The sequence below is a fragment of the Stenotrophomonas sp. 21LCFQ19 genome, from assembly GCF_056861425.1.
In genome coordinates this window covers 261,859-277,862 of sequence record NZ_JBSPUF010000001.1, presented here as the reverse complement: position 1 = coordinate 277,862, position 16,004 = coordinate 261,859, and the positions used below count along the sequence as shown (strand labels likewise).

The window sequence follows — 16,004 nt, the reverse complement described above, 5'->3', positions numbered from 1 at the left end:
ATCAATGGCTTCGGATGCGTGCACTGGCTTCGCGGCTGACGCCGCTCCCACGAAAGCCTGGCAAGGCCGGTGCTATGCCGGGCTCAATGCAGCCTCGGTTTTTCGCCACCCAGTTCCACCAGACGCTCGCGGATGCCGATGGCATCGGCGGCTTCCGGCGCCATCTTCAGGTAGCGCGCCAGATCGGCGCGGGCACCGGCCAGATGCTCCAGCTGCATGTAGGCCAGGCCGCGATCGCGTACGGCATCGGCCTGCTCGGGGGCCAGCTTGAGGATGCGGTCGGCGCTGCGTGCGGCGCGGTCCCATTCGCCGCGTTCGGCATAGACACCGTGCAGGTTGCGCAGCATTCGCATCAGGATGGCGCGGTGCGGGGCAGGGTCCAGGATCTGTGCCAGCACGTTGTCGTCCGGGGTCTCGCCGCCCAGGTTGCTGCGTGCGCGCTCGCGCAGTTCGTCCACACTCAACGGTCGGCCACCATTGAACGGGTCCATGATCAGCACCCCGTCTTCCACCGGTAGCCGCACCAGGAAATGGCCGGGGAAGGAAATGCCCTCCAGCGGCAGGCCAAGCCGGCGCGAGACTTCGATCTGCACCAGGGCCAGCGAAATCGGGTTGCCCAGGCGGCGCTCGAACACCTCGTTGAGGTAGCTGTTGCGTGGGTCGTAGTACTCGTCGTTGTCACCGCTGTAGCCCACTTCATTGAACAGGTGGTTGTTGATGGCGGCAACCTTGAGCGGCCATTCGCCGATGGCGTCCACTTCCACCCGCAGGTGATCGGCATGGGCCTGCAGGACGCGGTCATAGGCGGCCGGGTCCAGCTGTGGGTATTCGTCGCGGGCGATCAGCAGGGCAGTCGGCAGCAGCGGCAGTGCCTCATCGGGCAAGCCGGCCAGTTCTTCCCACAGCGGCAGGGTAATGCGTGTTTCAGACATGCCCCAAGACTGGCGGCAAAGCGGCGCCGGTTCAAGGGCGCCGCTGTTCAATTTGTGTGTATCAGTCAGTTGCCGGTGGCGATGCCTGGGCCGAAGGTCAGCTCGGCGCCGTCTTCCAGCTTGAGCTTGGCGGCCTGGCCGGCGTTGAGCTCAAGCACGTACAGGGCCGGGTTGAAGCTGGGGTAGGGCGGGCACATGTCGCCGGCCGAGCACGGCGGCACATCGCGCTGCTGGCCGACCAGGCGGCGCTGGCTGTCGAAGTACAGGATGTCCAGCGGAATCCTGGTGTTCTTCATCCAGTACGCCTGCGGTTCCTCACGGTCATGGACGAACAGCATGCCGTGGTCGGCATCCATCTGGTCGCGGAACATCAGGCCGCGGGCGCGGGTTTCGTCGTTCTGGGCCAGTTCCACGTTGTAGCGGGTGCCGGCCAGTTCCACCCAGTGCTTGCTGTCGGCGCTGGCGCAGCCGGCCAGGGCGAGCAGGGACAGGGCAAGGAGGGTGCGCAGGAATGATTTGGGCATGGGTTGGGACCGGCTGGGAAAGAGAACCATCGGATCGGCTGGGGAAGTCAAAAGCTTCCCCTCATCCGCCCGTTGGGCACCTTCTCCCGTGAGCGGGAGAAGGGAAGAGCAACAAGCCAACGCTGGAGCAACAGCCAAAGGCAAAGCAACAGCTACAGCTACAGCTACAGCAACAGCAACAGCTTTGCTGGCTTGGCTTACAGCACCTGCGGCGGCTCGCCGCCGATGATGACTACGTCAGCCGGGCGGCGGGCGAACAAACCTACGGTAACGACGCCGGGAATCTGGTTGAGCTGCTGTTCCAGCTTCACCGGGTCGGTGATGGACAGGTTGTGCACGTCCAGAATCAAATTTCCGTTGTCGGTGACCACGCCGTCACGCCATACCGGCTGGCCGCCAGTCAGGGCCAGGATCTCGCGGGCGACCAGGCTGCGTGCCATCGGGATCACTTCCACCGGCAGCGGGAACTTGCCCAGCACCTTGACCTGCTTGCTCGGGTCGACGATGCAGACGAACTGCTTGCTGGCCTCGGCGATGATCTTCTCGCGGGTCAGTGCGGCGCCGCCGCCCTTGATGAGGTTCTTGTTGCCGTCGCACTCGTCGGCGCCGTCCACGTACAGCGACAGGCCGCCGGTGTGGTTCAGGTCCAGTACCTCGATGCCGTGGCCCTTGAGCAGGGCGGTGCTCTGGTCGGAGCTGGAGACCGCGCCTTCGATCTGGTCCTTGATGCGGGCCAGGGCTTCGATGAAGTAGGCGACGGTGGAGCCGGTGCCGACACCGACAATCATTCCCTTCTGGACGTATTCGATGGCTTTTTCGGCGGCCAGGCGCTTGGCTTCGGACATGGTGGGCTCGATCAGTTGGAAAACGGGCTTTTTGTAGGACCGGCGTGAGCCGCGAAGCTGAAGTCGTCTCAGGTCACCGGCTTCGCGGCTTACGCCGCTCCCACAAGAGGGAATTATCTGGCTTTCTTTTCCAGCGACAGCAGCAGCTTCCACTGTGCAGCGGTAACCGGGAACACCGACAGGCGGTTGCCCTTGGCGGTCAGCGGGAAACCTTCGCCCAGTTCCTCGGCATGCAGCTTGATCTCGTCCAGCGCGATCACCTGCGCCAGCTTGCGCTCGAAACCCACGTCCACCAGCATCCAGCGCGGTTGCTCGCGCGTGCTCTTGGGGTCGTGGTAATCGGATTTTGGATCGAACTGGGTGTCGTCCGGGTAGGCTTCGCTGGCCACCGTGGCAATGCCGACGATGCCCGGCACCTTGGTATTGGAGTGGTAGAACAGGATGCCGTCGCCGACCTTCATGCCATCGCGCATGAAATTGCGTGCCTGGTAGTTGCGCACGCCATTCCACGGTTCCGTGCCCACGCGCTGCAGGTCGTCGATGGAAAAGGCGTCCGGTTCGGACTTCATCAGCCAATAGCGCTTGCGGGCGGTCATGCGTTCAACGGTTCCGGGTAGAGAGTGGCCTGCTCGGTACAGATGGCATCCACCGCCACATCCCAGTCCTCGACCGGCAATGACGGCACCTGCTGGGCGGAGAAACCTACCCCCACCAGCCACGGCGGCGCGGCCTGGCGCTGCCGAAATGCGAAGCTGCGATCATACCAGCCGCCCCCCATGCCCAGCCGCCGGCCACCGTCATCAAAGCCCACCAGCGGGGCAACGACCAAGGCCATTTCCTCCGGCCGCAGTGCCTGCGCGGGGTCTACATCCGGTTCGGGAATGCCATAACGGTTGCTGGCCAGTGCCTGCCCGGGCCGCCACGGGGCGAAGCGCAGCAACTTGCCGTGCAGTACCGGCAGGCAATAGGTCTGCTGTGGCGGCAACTGCATCTGCCAGCGGTGCAGGGCGATCTCGCCGTCCATCGCCCAGTAACCGGCGACATGACCACTGATCCCGGCGAAAGGCAGGGACAGGAGGTTTGTGGCCAGGGCTTCGGCCGCGGCGATGCGCTCGGCGGCAGGGATGTCGCGGCGGCGCTGGCGCAGTTGTTGGCGGAGGAGTTGGCGGTGATCGGTCATCTGCGAAGGTTGAGGCTTGGAAGCCCCTCTCCCGTTGGGAGAGGGGTTGGGGTGAGGGTAAGGGCGAAGCACTCGCGTAGCCAAGCTTCGTGGGGCTTTGCTCTCACCCTCATCCGCCCCTTCGGGGCACCTTCTCCCGGAGGGAGAAGGAAAAAAGACAAAAAAAGAACGGCGCCGTTAGGCGCCGTTCTGGAATATTGCATTCTCCGCGGTGACGATGCGTGCGAAACGACCTTGAACCCGGGGTTCAAGTGGGAACGCTGGGGGGCCATCGGGCTTCCCGCTACAAGGCGGACTTGCACACCCGGCTCCGTCGCGCCCCCGTGGTCGTAATTAAGGGACAAGGCGAATGTTTGCACACGCCGTCGTTCACAGCAGAGAACGCGTCGCCAGTATAACGAGGTTGCGCGGCTAGGTGCAGCCGTATTTCACGAATTGCGGATTCATCTGTCTGAGCTGGTCAGCTGGATCAACGCGCGTTGTCGATGGCCAGGTCCAGGCGCCGGTTCAACTCGTTCATCGCCGATTGAAAACGCTGCTGCTGGGCGAGCTGCTCATCGCGCACCTGCTGCAACTCATGCGCAAGATTCAGCGCCGCCAACACCGCTATGCGGTCCACCGCCGCCATCCGGTTGCTGCCGCGGATCTCACGCATCTTGCCGTCGAGCACGCGTGCGGCGGCGGTGAGGCTTTCGCGCTCGGTGGGTTCCACGCCAACGGTGTACTCGCGGTCCAGGATATGGACGCTGACCGGTTCGTTGTTGCTCACGTGTGCTGCTCCAGCGACTTGAGGCGGGTGATCATGGCTTCCACCCGGGAGCGGGCCTGTTCGTTCTTGGTCAGCAGCTGCGAACGCTCGCTGATCAGCTGTTCCTGCTGCTGGCGCAGGCTGCGGTTTTCATCGCTCAGCCGCTGGTTGCGCTCAAGCAGCAGCTCAAGGCGGGAGGCGAGGGCCAGCAGCTGGCCAGCGGGGTCGAAGGAGTCCATGGTTGGAACGATAGGCATGGCGATGAGGGCCGGTCAAGAAGGAGTATGCAGCGCGGTTGCTACACTGTGCGGCCGTCGTCATCTTGTCGGTGCCGGCGTTCCTCTCCGCTTTACAGACCTGTGACATGACCGACCTTCCCGCCGTCAACGACATCCTCCAGGCCAGCCAGTCGCTGGGCCTGGCTGCTTCCCCGGCCGAACTCCACGGCGGACTGTGCGGCTGGTTGGCCGCAGGCGGTGCCGATGTGCCTGCATGGCCGGCCAAGGTGCTGGCCGACGACAACCTGCCAGCGCCGGAACCCGGCAGCACCCTGGACCTGCTGCGGCAGGCCACGGTCGCGCAGCTGGAAGACCGTGACTTCGCCTTCGAGCTGGTGCTGGTGGATGCTGCCGAACCACTGCAGGCGCGTACCGACGCCTTGTTTGAATGGTGCCGTGCCTTCCTGGGCGGCTTCGGCCTGGCCTCGGGCAAGCGCCCGGCGCTGAGTGAAGAAGGCGAAGAGGCGCTGCAGGATCTGGCGCGTCTTGCCCAGGCCTCCAGTGATGAGTTCGACAGCGCTGACGAGGACGAAGACGCACTGTCCGAGATCGAAGAGTTCGTGCGCGTTGCTGCCTTGCTGTTGCATGGCGACTGCGTGATGGGTTCGCGCCACCGGCAAAGCCTGAACTGAGGTTGGCGATGAAGCGTCTGTCCGGGATCACCCCCGCCGAATACGCCCGCCGCCGCCGGCAGTTGATGGAAGCGGCTGGGGATGACGCCATTCTGGTATTGCCTGCGGCACCGGAGCGGGTGCGCAGCAACGATACGTTCCATCCGTACCGCCAGGACTCGGACTTCTGGTACCTGAGTGGCTTCCAGGAGCCGGAGGCAGTGCTGGTGCTGATCCCGGGGCGCAAGCACGGTGAGGTGATCCTGTTCTGCCGTGAGCGCGACCCTGACCGGGAAGCCTGGGACGGCCCGCGCGAAGGCCAGGACGGTGCGGTCGCGCATTACGGCATGGATGACGCCTATCCGATCGAGGACCTGGACGAGATCCTGCCGGGCCTGCTGGAAGGGCGTTCGCGTGTGTACTACCACTTCGGCCGCGACGCCGACTTCGACCTGAAGTTGATCGGCTGGGTGAACCGGGTGCGTTCGCAGGTGCGCAATGGTGCGCAGCCGCCGCATGAATTCCTTGAGCTTGGCCACCTGCTGCACGAGCAGCGCCTGTACAAGAGCGCCGATGAGATCGCCTTGATGCAGGAGGCGGCTGACATCAGTGTGCGTGCGCACCGCGCGGCGATGCGTGCAGCGCGGGCGGGTATCCATGAGTACGAGTTGCAGGCGGAGCTGGAACGAGAGTTCCGTGCGGCCGATGCGTGTTCTGCATACAACAGCATTGTCGGTGCCGGCGCCAACGCCTGTGTGCTGCATTACCGCGACAACAACAGCGGGAGTCGCGATGGCGATCTGGTGTTGATCGATGCGGGTGCGGAGTATCGCGGCTACGCCAGTGACATCACCCGTACTTTCCCGGTCAATGGCCGTTTCAGCGAGGAGCAGCGCGCGCTGCATGATCTGGTGTTGGCGGCGCAGGCCGCCGCGTTGGAGCAGGCGCAGCCGGGCATCGCTTACGAGGAAGGGCATCTGGCGGCGGTTGAGGTATTGACCGAGGGTTTGTTGCGGCTGGGTCTGCTGAAGGGTGATCTGGAAGAGAACATCATCGAGCGTCATTACCAGCGTTTTTACCGGCACAAGACCGGCCATTGGCTGGGCATGGATGTGCATGATGTGGGTGATTACCGGGTAGCAGGCGAGTCGCGCCTGTTGGAGCCTGGCATGGTGTTCACGATCGAGCCCGGCCTGTACATCTCGCCGGACGATCGCAGTGTGGAGGCGCGCTGGCGCGGGATTGGTATCCGCATCGAGGATGATGTGTTGATCACCGAGGACGGGCACCGTGTGTTGACCGGTGCGCTGGAGCGCAGCGCCGACGAGATCGAAGCCTTCATGGCCAAGCGCTGAGGCGCAATGCACCCGGCTGTAGCAGTTGCCTTTGCATTAGCCCTCCCTTACGCAAAGCGTAGGGGAGGGTATGGGAGGGGTGCAGTTGCCCCAGCCGTTGCTTCTGCAATTGCGTCTGCTTCAAAGCTCTTGATCCACCGGACCCCTTCCGCGCTGCGCGCTCCAGGTCCACTCCGCTGGCAGGATTTTTCGACGATACATCCATGTATCGTCGAAAAACGACGTGCGTCCTGCACGTCGCCCCGTGCGGGGTCTTGTCTGCCAGCTCCGTCGCTGCGGAAGGGGCCCGTACGTCAAAGGCGCAGAGCAACAGCAACAGCAAATGCAACAGCAAATGCAACAGCAAGTGCAACAGCAAGTGCAAAGCAACGGCACCCCTCCCTGACCCTCCCCTACGCTGCGCGTAAGGGAGGGGAAACAGCAACAGCAACAGCAGCCAAAGCCAAAGCCAAAGCCAAAGCCAAAGCCAAAGCCAAAGCCAAAGCTTGATTGGCTGTGCTTCTTTTGAGGGGAGGGACGAAGGTTCTCGCGAAAGCGGATGCTGGTACATCCGCGGTATCACTCATCCCGGGCGCATTGCGCGCCCGGGGTTCAATTGCAGGGCGACGGACGTCGCCCTTGCATCACGCCTGTGCGGCGAATTCCGGACGGGTCAGGTTGTCTGCTTCGCCGTCGGTGCACAGCACTTCGTCTTCGATGCGCACGCCACCGTAAGGACGGAAGAAGTCCACGCGGTCCCAGTTGATGCTGGCGGCGTTGCCGGCCTTCTTCACTTCGTCCAGCAACATGTCGATGAAGTACAGGCCCGGCTCGATGGTGACCACCATGCCCGGCTCCAGTACGCGGGTCATGCGCAGGTAGGGATGGCCGGCCGGGCGCTCGACGCGGCCGCCGTCTTCGCTGGCGGCAAAGCCGGCCACGTCGTGCACCTGCGCGCCGATCAGATGGCCGATGCCGTGCGGGAAGAATGCAGCGCTCACGCCGGTTGCCAAGGCAGCTTCGGGCGAAACCGTGATCACGCCGAAATCCTTGAGGATGCCCATCAGCGACAGGTGCGCATCGATGTGCAGCTGCTTGTAATCAAAGCCAGCACGTACCGCTGCACACATCTTCAGCTGCGCTGCGTCCACCGCATCGATGAAGGACTGGAACTCGTCGTGGCCGGCCGCTGCATAGGTGCGGGTGATGTCGCTGGCGTATCCATACGCCGAAGCGCCGGCGTCGATCAGGAAGCTGCGCAGCGGCTGCGGTGCCTGCTTGCCCAGGTCGGTGTAATGCAGCACGGCGGCATGTTCGTTCAAACCGATGATGTTGCCGTACGGCAGCTCGTTGGCATCCTGACCGACGGCGCTGCAGTACGCCATGTGGATCTCGAACTCGCTGGCACCGGCGCGGAATGCGGCCTCGGCGGCGCGGTGGCCGCGTACGCCCAGTATCTGGGCCTGGCGCATCAGCGCGATTTCATACGGCGTCTTGTAGCCGCGATGCCATTCCAGGTAATTGATCACCGCTGCCGGGTTGTTCGGGGCAAAGCCGCCCAGTGCGCTCTGCGCCTCGCCGAGGATGGCGCAGCGGCTCGGGTCGGCTGGCAGCAGGGCCAGGGCCTCTTCGGGCTTGCGGATGATATGGATGTCGAAATGCTCCACCCACCAGCCGCTCGGCGCGCCCGGGACCACGTGCCAGTAATCGAAGGGCTGGTAGAACACCAGGGTCGGGCGCTTGCCCGGGGTGTGGATCAGCCAGCTGTACGGCAGCTTGGTCAGCGGCAGCCAGGTCTTGAACTGGGGATTGACTGCGTATGGGTAGTCGCGGTCGTCGAAGACCTGGTAGTGCTGGGTGCCGCTGGGAACCACCAGGTGATCGAAACCACCGCGTGCAAGCGCCGCGTCGGCGCGGCGGATCATCTGCCCAAGGTGGTGGGCGTACAGGCTGCCTGGATCTTGCTGGTTCATCGCGGTGGCTCGCTGGGACATGCGGAATGCAGGCCCCAATTTTGCCGCAATCAGCCGGCCGCTGCTGTGCCGTTTTCGGCACTCAGGTTGCGGGGATGCTGCCTTCGATCCACTGTGCAAGGCGCTCGCGGTGGGCCTTGTCCAAGGTCAGGAAGCGGAACCCTGCCCATGACTGCTCGGGCGCATGTGTCGGCTCACACCACAGAAGGTGCACGCCTGCATCGATCTGCAGATGGCCGCCACGGCCGTCCGGGATGGGGAACTGCAGCTGGTACAGCGCGTCCTCCTGCATCGGCACGGAGGTGATCAGCAACATGCCGGTTTCGGATATGTTGCCGAGCCGGCCGATCTGGGTGCCGGTCATCTGGTCGCGTACCTGCACCAGCTCGGGTACCTGCAGGCGCGGCGCACGGCGGGTATTGGTGATCATGCGGATTCCCCGCTGTTGGAGGCCTGGCCGGCGATGGAGCGCAGCGCGCGTACGGTGGCCTGCCAGGCGCGGTCGATCAGGCGGCCCTTGTCTTCGGTGACGATGCGCAGCTGGCCCTTGGCCATCAGCCGGGACATCGCGTCGAGTGATTGCTCCGACACCTTCTGGCCGCGTTGGTTGACGAACAGGGCGTTGCCGGTGATCAGGCTGTACCAGGACAGGCGCTGGCGCCGGTTGTCGCCCTGCTGGTTGACGGTGAACTCGAACCAGGTACCGAATGGCAGGGTGCGCAGCTGGCGGTAATGCGCTTCTTCCTCTTCGGTACGGGCGGGCTCGACTTTCTTGCGCCGCTCTTCTTCTTCCGGCTCGCCGGCCTCGCCCAGGCGGCTGCGCGCCTTGAGCTTGGCGGTCAGTTCGGTGCGTGAGGTGATCTCGTCCTCGCCGCCGGGTGTGGACAGCCGGCGCGAGATGGCTGCGGCCTCATCCTGGTGGTAGCCCACCTGCAGCAGCGATTGCTCGATCTCTTCGCCGAAGCTGACATCGGCCGCGCCGCCAGGCGGCAAGCCGGTAATCTCGCTGATGCGGCGGGTGGCCTGCTCGCGTTGCTGCCACTCCTCCGAACCTTCGCCGTTGCGCAGCAGGGTCAGGGTAAGGACATCGGCCCACGCCTTGCGCAGCAGGGTCTGCACGAACTTGGGCGGTTCGGTGGTCTGGCACAGCTCGTCGATGGTGCTGTTGGCCAGTTGTTTGGCAGCCTCCAGGCGTTCCTTGCCGCGTGCGGCATCGATCTGGCGGCGCTCGGCCATTTCCGCGCGGCGGGCCGCCGCGCGCAGATGTCCCTGGATGATGTCGTTGGCTTCGACGAAGACGGACTCGTCGCCCTGGTAGTCGTTGACGACCTTGTTGACCGCGTCCTTGAGCTTCAGCTGAAGGACCGGATCGCTGTCTTCATCACTGAGCCAGACAGCGCCGGATTCGGCAACGGCATTCAGCAGCTCGCGGGCCGGGTGCTGGTCGCGCAGGAAGAACTCCTGGTCGCTGATCGCGGCGCGGGCAAGTGGTACCTGCAGGCGCCGCAGCAGGTCGGCGGCAGGGCCTTCGCTGCGCACTTCGCGCTGCAGCTCGGTGTAGAGCATGCCCAGCAGGTCCATGGTGTCGCCGTCCTGCACCGACAGCGTCGCGGCTGGGCCGTGCTCGGCCTTGACCTGCGCCATCATCGCGTTGCGGATGTCGGCCATGCTGTGGCGGCTGCCGGAGGACGATGCAGCTGCCTGCAGTTTGCCCAGCACATCCAGCGCGGTCTGGGTGGAGACAGGCTGGGCTGGCACGCCCGCATTGTTGACGCTGGCAGGACCGGCGGGAGCAGTGCTTCCGGCACCCGCTGCTGAACCTGCAGTACCGCGCTGCGCCTGGGCCTGCAGGGCGGCGAAGTCGGGCATGCCGGCCGTGCCTGTCGTTGCGGCTGCGCCACCACCGCCACCGGCAGCACCACCGGCAGCACCAGCACCAGCGGCGCCAGCGCCAAGCGTAAGTGCGTGGCGGGCGGCATCAAGCAGGTTGTGCAGGCTTTCCATCGGCGGCATGGCGGCGCCGATGGAAGGCATCTGCGCCGGTGCGGCGCTGGCCTGGACTGGTGCTCCTGCGGGGCTGCCCAGCAGCTCATTGGAAATACTGGCCCACGATGCCGCAGGCGCCTGGCCTTGCCAGCTGGTCAGCGGGGTTGGGCCGGCATTGCGCGGTCCGCTGCCGCCAGCATCGGCGTGGCCGCCCCCGGCGCCCGCGCCACGTGGGGCGGAGGGGCGGGGCAGATGCGGGCGGTAGACCAGCCCTGGAAGCACGCCTTCGCGCTCCAGCAGGATGTTCAGTCGATCGACCAGTTCAGCATGGCGCGGCATGACCATGCGCTCGAATACCTGGAACAGCACCAGCTGGGTATCGAGGTTGAGCTGCATCTGCTCGCCGGCGTCGCGCACTGCCCGGCACTGGGCGTAGGGGCCGACCGGGAGGCGCTCGGGATCAAATGCCGGTTGTGCGGCCAGCACTGCAAAGCGCTGCCCCAGCAACAGCAGTGGGCTGGGAGCGCGGAATGCTTCGCGCCGTGCCATTTCGTGCAGCACGATATCGCGGTCGATGTCGGTGTCTTCGACCAGCGTCATCGACTTGAACGTGGCCGCGTGCGCTTCCTGGTCGGGCTTGGGCGGGTCCTTGAAGCCCGCCACTTGCATGGCCAGCGCATCAAGAAAAAGCTCGGGGAATTGTTCCATGTGCTCGCGGAGCACCCGCAGCTGCGCATAGATGTCGGACTGGATCTGGCTGTTGTGGGCCAACTCCGCGCGTTTGAACATCGCGCGTTCCAGCTCGATGGCGGTCAGCTGCAGCGGCGTGCGCAGGACTTCATCGGTGGCTTGGAAGATGCTTTCCAACAAGTGACGCACGCGGGCAGATACCGGCGCACTGGCGATCCTTGCCATGGATTGGCTTGCTGAGCGTGGTGCGGTGCCTGGCATCCTGTTTTCCTTCCCCCTGAATGGGCGTTTTCTATCATTTATGTGATGTAACGGCCACTTTTCGCGGGTCTTACGCCAGGAACAACTCCACCACATCGTTGGTGAAGCGGCGGCCAAGCTCGGTCGGGGTCCAGTAATCCCCGTCATGGGTGAGCCAGCCACGCTCCACCGCCATTGCCAGGGAGGGTAGAAGCACGCTTCGTGCCAAACCCGTGCGCGACTCGAAATCGCGCAGGTTGAAGCCCTCGTGCAGGCGCAGCAGGTTGAGCATGTACTCGAACGGTAGCCGCTCGGGACTGATCACGTCATCGCCGCCGATGCTGGCCAGGCTGCCGGCGGTGTCCATGAAGGTCTGCGGGTGCTTGTGCTTCCAGCGGCGCAGCACGTGCTGCTCGGCGCCGGAGCTGATCTTGCCGTGGGCGCCGGCACCGATGCCCAGGTAGTCGCCAAAGCGCCAGTAGTTGAGGTTGTGCTGGCACTGCCAGCCATCGCGGGCATAGGCACTGACCTCGTACTGGCCATAGCCGCGCTCGGCGAGCAGGGCCTGGCAGTGCTCCTGGATGTCCCAGGCGCTGTCTTCGTCGGGGATGCCCTGCGGTGGGCGGGCGAAGAACACCGTATTCGGCTCCAGCGTCAGCTGGTAGTGCGAGATATGCGTGGGATCGAGGGCGAAGGCGCGTTCAAGATCGTGCTCTGCCTGGGCCAGCGTCTGCTGCGGCAGCGCGTACATCAGGTCGATGTTGAAGTTCTTGTAGCCGGCGTCCTGCGCCAGCTTGACCGCGCGCTCGGCCTCGTTGCTGTCGTGGATGCGCCCCAGGCGCTTGAGCGCTTCGTCGTTGAAGGTCTGGATGCCGAAGCTGATGCGGTTCACGCCGGCGGCGCGGTAGCGGTCGAAGCGGCCGTGCTCGGCCGTGCCCGGATTGGTTTCCAGCGTCACTTCCAGGTTCGGTGCGAAACGCAGCCGTGCGCTGGCCGCCTGCAGGAAACGGTCGATCGCTTCCGGTGGGAACAGGCTGGGCGTCCCGCCGCCGAAGAACACGCTGCTGACCACGCGGCCCCATACCAGCGGCAGGTCCTGGTCCAGGTCGCGGATCAGCGCATCGATATAGGCATCGAACGGCAACTCGCCCTTGCCGGCATGCGAGTTGAAATCGCAGTACGGGCATTTGCGCACGCACCACGGCAGGTGCACGTACAGCGCCAGCGGTGGCGGCACCAGCTGCACGCCGGCAGCGTGACCGTGATCGATCGCGCAGGATTCGCCGGGAAGGTGGTTGCAGTGGTCGTGGGAGTGCGGCATGGACGGCTGTTGGAAAGAGTGGGAGTACAGGGGTACGGGTGCTATTGCCCGGCCAGCAGGATTGGATCGACCAGCGAACGTGGTTGTGCACGTAGCACGGCTGCGCTGACATCGCGGAACATCGGTGACGGCCCTTGGTAACTGCCGACCTCGTTGTCCATGAGACGGTGGCGCGCCGGTCGGCTGCCATTGCGCATGTGCAGATACAGGCCGGAAACCATGGCTTTGCGCTTGTCGGCGAAGTTGTCGTAGCGGACCTCAAGCACGTCCACCAGGTCCACCTTGCGCCAGCGGTGCGCGGTGGCGATGTTGTGGTAGCGGAGCTGGCCAGCCCGCTCATCCAGCACCACGCGTTGCCACAGGATGGGAGCAGCGATCAGTGAAATGACCAGGGCGCAGCCAAGCGCCCAAAGCGGCAGTGCGAGCCAGGATTGCTCCCCGTCATACGCCAGTATGGCGCCCACTATCGCGCCGCTTACAGCGCCCAGAATGGCGACAAGCTGCACAAGCCCCATCCGGGTCCGATAGCGGCGTGGCGTCATTCCCTGATCTCCGTGGTCAATCGAAACTAAGTTGCGACATGCGCTGCAACAACAGCTGCAGCGCCTTGGCGCGGTGGCTGCGGCCGTTCTTCTGCGCTGGTTCCATCTGCGCAGCGGTCAGGCCCAGTTCTTCATCCAGGAACACCGGGTTGTAGCCGAAGCCATTGCTACCGCGCAGTTCGTCGATGATGCGACCTTCCCAGCTGCCTTCGCAGATCAGCGGTTGCGGGTCGTTGGCATGGCGCAGCAGCACGATCACCGCGTAGAAGCGCGCCGTGCGGCGTTCGGCCGGGACATCGCGCAGCGCATCAAGCAGCTTGGCGTTGTTGGCGGCATCATCGGTGGGGCTGCCGGCGTAGCGCGCGCTGTACAGGCCGGGCGCGCCGTCCAGTGCATCGACGATCAGGCCGGAGTCGTCGGCCAGCGCTGGCAGGCCGGTCACCGTGCAGGCATGGCGGGCCTTGATCAACGCGTTCTCGACGAAGGTCAGGCCGGTTTCCGGCACATCGTCCACGCCCAGTTCGCGCTGCGGCACGATCTGCAGCGGCAGCTCGGCCAACATGGCCTGCAGTTCCTTCAATTTGCCAGCGTTGCCGCTGGCCAATACCAGTTTCATTGCTTGGGCTCCAACAAGTCCCAGGTGTTGCCGTACAGGTCACGGAACACCGCGACCGTGGCATAGGGTTCATCGCGCGGGGCTTCGAGGAATTCCACACCCTGCGCGAGCATTGCCGCGTGGTCGCGATGGAAATCATCGGTGTGCAGGAAGAAGCCAACGCGGCCACCGGTCTGGTTGCCGATGCGGCTGCGCTGCTCCTCGTCGCTGGCACGAGCCAACAGCAGCGCGGCGGCGCTGCCATCGGTCGGGCCGACCACCACCCAGCGCTTGCGGCCCTGGTCCAGGTCCTCCAGCAGCTGGAAGCCGAGCTTGCCGGTGTACCAGGCGATGGCTTCGTCGTAATCGGCGACGACGAGGGTGACCAGGGCGAGGCGCCGGTTCATACCGACGCCAATGCCGCCTGCTGGGCGTCGAACAGCTCGCGGATGCCCTTTTCGGCCAGCACCAGCAGCGCGTCCAGTTCCTCGCGGCGGAAGGCATGGCCTTCGGCCGTGCCCTGCAGCTCGATGAAGCCGCCGCCGTCATTCATGACGATGTTCATGTCGGTATCGCAGTCGCTGTCTTCCGGGTAATCCAGGTCCAGCACCGGCTGGCCCTTGTACACGCCAACCGACACGGCAGCGACCGCGCCGAACAACGGGTTGCGCTTGATCTCGCCGCGCTTCATCAGCAGGTTCACCGCGTCCACCAGGGCGACGTATGCGCCGGTGATGGCGGCGGTGCGGGTACCACCGTCGGCCTGCAGCACGTCGCAGTCGAGGGTGATGGTGCGTTCGCCCAGCGCGTTGCGGTCGATGCAGGCGCGCAGGGTGCGGCCGATCAGGCGCTGGATTTCCAGGGTGCGGCCGCCCTGCTTGCCGCGCGCGGCTTCACGGTCGGAGCGGGTGTGGGTGGAGCGGGGCAGCATGCCGTATTCGGCGGTGACCCAGCCTTCGCCCTTGCCACGCAGGAAGCCCGGTACCCGGTTCTCGACGCTGGCGGTGCACAGCACGCGGGTGTCGCCAAAGCTCACCAGCACCGAGCCTTCGGCATGGCGGGTGAAGGAACGCTCGATGGTGACGGTGCGCATCTGATCGGCCTGGCGGCCGCTGGGACGGGAGAAGGTCATGGGGAATCCGGTTAGTACGAGTTGATCTGGCGGGCGTCTGGGTGGTGGATGCACCAGCGTCCAGAGGTGGCTAGGGTACCATTCGCCCTTTGAAACACATCGGAAAGCACATGATTCGGAGCATGACCGCCTATGCCGGCGGCGAACGCATCACCGCGTGGGGCACCCTGGGCTGCGAACTGCGCTCGGTGAACCACCGGTTCCTTGAAGTGGGCGTGCGTCTGCCCGAGGACCTGCGTGCGCTGGAGCCGCAGCTGCGCGAGCGCGTTGCTGCCCGGGTCAGCCGCGGCAAGCTCGACCTGGTGATGCGCCTGCGGGCACCGGAAGCCGCCACCTCGCTGGCCGTCAACGAGGTGCTGGTGGATCAGCTGTCTGAATTGGCGCAGCGCCTGCACAGCCGCTTCCCCGGGATGCAGGTGGGCTTCACCGACCTGCTGCAATACCCCGGCGTGCTGCGCGCCGAGGCGACCGACAGTGCCGCCCTGCATGCCGAAGCATTGGCCTTGCTGGAAGAGACCGTCACCAGCTTCGTGCAGGCGCGCGAGCGCGAAGGCGACAAGCTGGCCACGGCGATCAGCGAGCGCGTCGATTCGGTCGAACGCATTGCCGGTGACGTCCGCGAGCTGATCCCGGCCATCCGCGAGGGGCAGCGGGTCAAGCTGGCCGCACGCCTGGCCGACCTGCCGCACCCGGTTGATCCGGGCCGGGCGGAGCAGGAGCTGGTGATGTGGCTGCAGAAGCTCGACGTGGACGAGGAACTGGACCGTCTGGACAGCCATATCGCGGAAATCCGCCGCGTGCTGCGCCAGCGCGAGCCGGTCGGCCGCCGCCTGGACTTCCTGCTGCAGGAGTTCAACCGCGAAGCCAACACCCTGGGCTCCAAGTCGGTGGACGCACGCACCTCCAATGCAGCGGTGGAGCTGAAAGTGCTGATCGACCAGATCCGCGAGCAGGTCCAGAACATCGAGTAAAGGGTAGTGCCGAGCGATGCTCGGCAAGAATCCAGTGTAGTGGGGGGGGGGGGGCGGGGCGGGGGGGGGGGGGGCGGGGGCGGGGGCCGCGGCGGGGGCCCG

The 16,004-nt window shown here is 65.2% G+C and carries 18 protein-coding genes and 1 other RNA gene; 3 read left to right on the top strand and 16 right to left on the bottom strand.

Annotated features, from left to right (window positions below):
• Nucleotides 1-83: 83 nt before the first annotated feature.
• From AC13FW_RS01235 to AC13FW_RS01200, 8 genes are all read right to left on the bottom strand, one after another.
• Nucleotides 84-932, bottom strand: a complete 849-nt coding sequence (locus tag AC13FW_RS01235) for a SirB1 family protein (protein ID WP_482987911.1) — start codon at nucleotides 930-932, stop codon at nucleotides 84-86.
• Nucleotides 933-997: 65 nt separating this feature from the next.
• Nucleotides 998-1,456: a DUF192 domain-containing protein gene (locus tag AC13FW_RS01230; RefSeq protein ID WP_282273210.1), complete on the bottom strand. Its 459-nt coding sequence runs from the start codon at nucleotides 1,454-1,456 to the stop codon at nucleotides 998-1,000.
• A 197-nt stretch (nucleotides 1,457-1,653) separates the two neighbouring features.
• Nucleotides 1,654-2,301, bottom strand: a complete 648-nt coding sequence (gene rpiA / locus AC13FW_RS01225; RefSeq protein WP_282273207.1) for a ribose-5-phosphate isomerase RpiA — start codon at nucleotides 2,299-2,301, stop codon at nucleotides 1,654-1,656.
• Nucleotides 2,302-2,414: 113 nt separating this feature from the next.
• Nucleotides 2,415-2,897 carry an EVE domain-containing protein gene (locus AC13FW_RS01220; RefSeq protein WP_482987910.1) on the bottom strand — a complete coding sequence of 161 codons (483 nt, stop codon included), beginning with the start codon at nucleotides 2,895-2,897 and terminating at the stop codon, nucleotides 2,415-2,417.
• Nucleotides 2,894-3,481: a 5-formyltetrahydrofolate cyclo-ligase gene (locus AC13FW_RS01215; protein WP_482987909.1), complete on the bottom strand. Its 588-nt coding sequence runs from the start codon at nucleotides 3,479-3,481 to the stop codon at nucleotides 2,894-2,896. The genes AC13FW_RS01220 and AC13FW_RS01215 overlap by 4 nt, the downstream gene beginning before the upstream one ends.
• A gap of 199 nt (nucleotides 3,482-3,680) precedes the next feature.
• Nucleotides 3,681-3,865, bottom strand: a non-coding RNA gene (ssrS, locus tag AC13FW_RS01210) — 6S RNA.
• A gap of 85 nt (nucleotides 3,866-3,950) precedes the next feature.
• Nucleotides 3,951-4,250, bottom strand: coding sequence for a cell division protein ZapA (locus tag AC13FW_RS01205; protein ID WP_282273119.1), 300 nt, complete (start codon nucleotides 4,248-4,250; stop codon nucleotides 3,951-3,953).
• Nucleotides 4,247-4,468 carry a TIGR02449 family protein gene (locus tag AC13FW_RS01200; protein WP_282273125.1) on the bottom strand — a complete coding sequence of 74 codons (222 nt, stop codon included), beginning with the start codon at nucleotides 4,466-4,468 and terminating at the stop codon, nucleotides 4,247-4,249. Before AC13FW_RS01200 ends, AC13FW_RS01205 begins: the two co-directional genes overlap by 4 nt.
• 125 nt (nucleotides 4,469-4,593) lie before the next feature.
• On the opposite strand from AC13FW_RS01200, the gene AC13FW_RS01195 reads away from it, so the two are divergent.
• Together AC13FW_RS01195 and pepP are read left to right on the top strand one after the other, a co-directional pair.
• On the top strand, nucleotides 4,594-5,139 hold the full coding sequence (locus AC13FW_RS01195; protein ID WP_282273121.1) for a YecA/YgfB family protein: 546 nt from the start codon (nucleotides 4,594-4,596) through the stop codon (nucleotides 5,137-5,139).
• An 8-nt stretch (nucleotides 5,140-5,147) separates the two neighbouring features.
• On the top strand, nucleotides 5,148-6,473 hold the full coding sequence (pepP, locus tag AC13FW_RS01190; protein WP_296250285.1) for a Xaa-Pro aminopeptidase: 1,326 nt from the start codon (nucleotides 5,148-5,150) through the stop codon (nucleotides 6,471-6,473).
• 623 nt (nucleotides 6,474-7,096) lie between these two features.
• Here pepP and pepQ read toward each other — a convergent pair.
• The 8 genes from pepQ to rph all read right to left on the bottom strand — a co-directional run bounded on the left by pepQ (nucleotide 7,097) and on the right by rph (nucleotide 14,931).
• Entirely contained in the window at nucleotides 7,097-8,425 is a 1,329-nt protein-coding gene (gene pepQ / locus AC13FW_RS01185; protein ID WP_482988044.1) for a Xaa-Pro dipeptidase, read from the bottom strand.
• Nucleotides 8,426-8,507: 82 nt separating this feature from the next.
• The gene (locus tag AC13FW_RS01180) at nucleotides 8,508-8,855 is read right to left on the bottom strand and encodes a PilZ domain-containing protein (protein WP_296250284.1); all 348 of its coding nucleotides are present in this window, start codon (nucleotides 8,853-8,855) and stop codon (nucleotides 8,508-8,510) included.
• On the bottom strand, nucleotides 8,852-11,326 hold the full coding sequence (locus AC13FW_RS01175) for a DUF1631 family protein (RefSeq protein WP_482987908.1): 2,475 nt from the start codon (nucleotides 11,324-11,326) through the stop codon (nucleotides 8,852-8,854). Before AC13FW_RS01175 ends, AC13FW_RS01180 begins: the two co-directional genes overlap by 4 nt.
• A gap of 106 nt (nucleotides 11,327-11,432) precedes the next feature.
• Nucleotides 11,433-12,662, bottom strand: coding sequence for a radical SAM family heme chaperone HemW (hemW, locus tag AC13FW_RS01170; RefSeq protein WP_482987907.1), 1,230 nt, complete (start codon nucleotides 12,660-12,662; stop codon nucleotides 11,433-11,435).
• 41 nt (nucleotides 12,663-12,703) lie between these two features.
• Entirely contained in the window at nucleotides 12,704-13,204 is a 501-nt protein-coding gene (locus AC13FW_RS01165; RefSeq protein ID WP_482987575.1) for a hypothetical protein, read from the bottom strand.
• 16 nt (nucleotides 13,205-13,220) lie between these two features.
• Nucleotides 13,221-13,820, bottom strand: a complete 600-nt coding sequence (rdgB, locus tag AC13FW_RS01160) for an RdgB/HAM1 family non-canonical purine NTP pyrophosphatase (protein ID WP_282271472.1) — start codon at nucleotides 13,818-13,820, stop codon at nucleotides 13,221-13,223.
• Nucleotides 13,817-14,206 carry a VOC family protein gene (locus AC13FW_RS01155; protein ID WP_313173487.1) on the bottom strand — a complete coding sequence of 130 codons (390 nt, stop codon included), beginning with the start codon at nucleotides 14,204-14,206 and terminating at the stop codon, nucleotides 13,817-13,819. The genes rdgB and AC13FW_RS01155 overlap by 4 nt, the downstream gene beginning before the upstream one ends.
• A complete protein-coding gene (rph, locus tag AC13FW_RS01150) occupies nucleotides 14,203-14,931 on the bottom strand; it encodes a ribonuclease PH (protein WP_482987906.1) in 729 nt (242 codons plus the stop codon). Before rph ends, AC13FW_RS01155 begins: the two co-directional genes overlap by 4 nt.
• Nucleotides 14,932-15,041: 110 nt before the next feature.
• Between rph and AC13FW_RS01145 the strand changes: the two genes are divergently transcribed.
• On the top strand, nucleotides 15,042-15,902 hold the full coding sequence (locus tag AC13FW_RS01145; RefSeq protein WP_482987905.1) for a YicC/YloC family endoribonuclease: 861 nt from the start codon (nucleotides 15,042-15,044) through the stop codon (nucleotides 15,900-15,902).
• The last annotated feature ends 102 nt before the right edge of the window (nucleotides 15,903-16,004 follow it).